Origin of the sequence: Streptomyces sp. SID13726, from assembly GCF_010548375.1 — a bacterium.
In the GTDB taxonomy this organism is placed as follows: Bacteria; Actinomycetota; Actinomycetes; order Streptomycetales; family Streptomycetaceae; genus Streptomyces.
In genome coordinates this window covers 1-450 of sequence record NZ_JAAGLY010000410.1, presented here as the reverse complement: position 1 = coordinate 450, position 450 = coordinate 1, and the positions used below count along the sequence as shown (strand labels likewise).

General features: G+C 71.3%; 1 pseudogene. It reads right to left on the bottom strand.

Going from position 1 to position 450, the window contains the following annotated elements:
* Window positions 1-336, bottom strand: a pseudogene (locus tag G3I78_RS48325) (hypothetical protein); the annotation flags it as partial.
* Window positions 337-450 lie beyond the last annotated feature (114 nt).

The following is a 450-nucleotide window of genomic DNA, read 5'->3' as shown; positions in this document are numbered from 1 at the left end:
GAAGCGCGTGAGGAGGTCGACCAGCTCGGTGCCGGTGCGGCCGTCGACCGCCAGGCTCTGCCGGACGACGAAGTCGCCGGTGAGCGTGAGGACGGCGCCGCGCAGCACCTCGTCGTCGGTGAGGTCCACGGAGACGATCTGGTAGGCGCTGGTGCGCATCCCGACGAGGATCGCGGGCTTGCCGACGCGCTGGCCCGGGCGGACGCCGAGCTCCTCGACGAGGCCCTCCGCGATGAGCACGGACACGAGGTCCGAGATCGTCACCCGGGTGAGGGACGTGGCGCGGGCCAGGTCGGCGCGCGAGGTGGGTCCCTCGTGGAACAGGTGCTGCAGCACGAGGGACCGGTTGTGGGCCCGAGCGTGCTCGGGCAGCACCTTCGAGGTCGGCCTGAGCCCTGTGCTCAGACTCCTCCTCGGTGCTCCGGTCCCGGTGACTGCCGTTGTCATGTT